Annotated in this window: 2 tRNA genes and 2 rRNA genes; all 4 read left to right on the top strand. The window is 55.2% G+C overall.

Going from position 1 to position 640, the window contains the following annotated elements:
* The first annotated feature begins 6 nt into the window (after positions 1–6).
* A 5S ribosomal RNA gene (gene rrf / locus ACFPB1_RS27410) occupies positions 7–123 on the top strand.
* A gap of 29 nt (positions 124–152) precedes the next feature.
* Positions 153–229 (top strand) — tRNA-Ile (locus tag ACFPB1_RS27405).
* 10 nt (positions 230–239) lie between these two features.
* Positions 240–315 (top strand) — tRNA-Ala (locus ACFPB1_RS27400).
* 99 nt (positions 316–414) lie between these two features.
* Positions 415–640: ribosomal RNA gene (locus tag ACFPB1_RS27395) — 23S ribosomal RNA — on the top strand; the annotation flags it as partial.

The raw sequence follows: 640 nt of genomic DNA, 5'->3' as shown, positions 1-640 counted from the left end.
CATCCGTTTGGTGGCGATGGCGGAGGGGAACCACGCGTACCCATCCCGAACACGACCGTTAAGCCCTCCAGCGCCGATGGTACTTGGACCGCAGGGTCCTGGGAGAGTAGGACGTTGCCAAGCGGGTTCTTTTTGAGCCTAAATTTGCATAATGGCCTTTAGCTCAGCTGGTTAGAGCGCACCCCTGATAAGGGTGAGGTCGGTGGTTCGAGTCCACTAAGGCCAACCATTCCCTTTACGGGGCCATAGCTCAGCTGGGAGAGCGCCTGCCTTGCAAGCAGGAGGTCAGCGGTTCGATCCCGCTTGGCTCCACCAACAAACCTTTGCACCTTGAAAACTGGATATGAACATTGCGAAACATCTCTTAGCTGAGATTAACGATGTAATCGATGATGCCGCAAGGCAGCATCAACTGGTTAAGCTACTAAGAGCGCACGGAGGATGCCTAGGCGCTAGGAGCCGAAGAAGGACGTGGCGAACGACGAAATGCCTCGGGGAGCCGTAAGCAGGCGCTGATCCGGGGATGTCCGAATGGGGAAACCCGGCTGGGGTAATGCCCAGTCACCTGTTACTGAATACATAGGTAACATGGAGGCACACCAGGGGAACTGAAACATCTAAGTACCCTGAGGAAGAGAAA

It is taken from the genome of Paenibacillus sp. GCM10023250 (assembly GCF_042653205.1).
Lineage (GTDB): Bacteria > Bacillota > Bacilli > Paenibacillales > Paenibacillaceae > Paenibacillus_Z.
The sequence above is the reverse complement of the archived record's forward strand: the minus strand, read 5'-3'. Positions and strand labels throughout refer to the sequence as shown.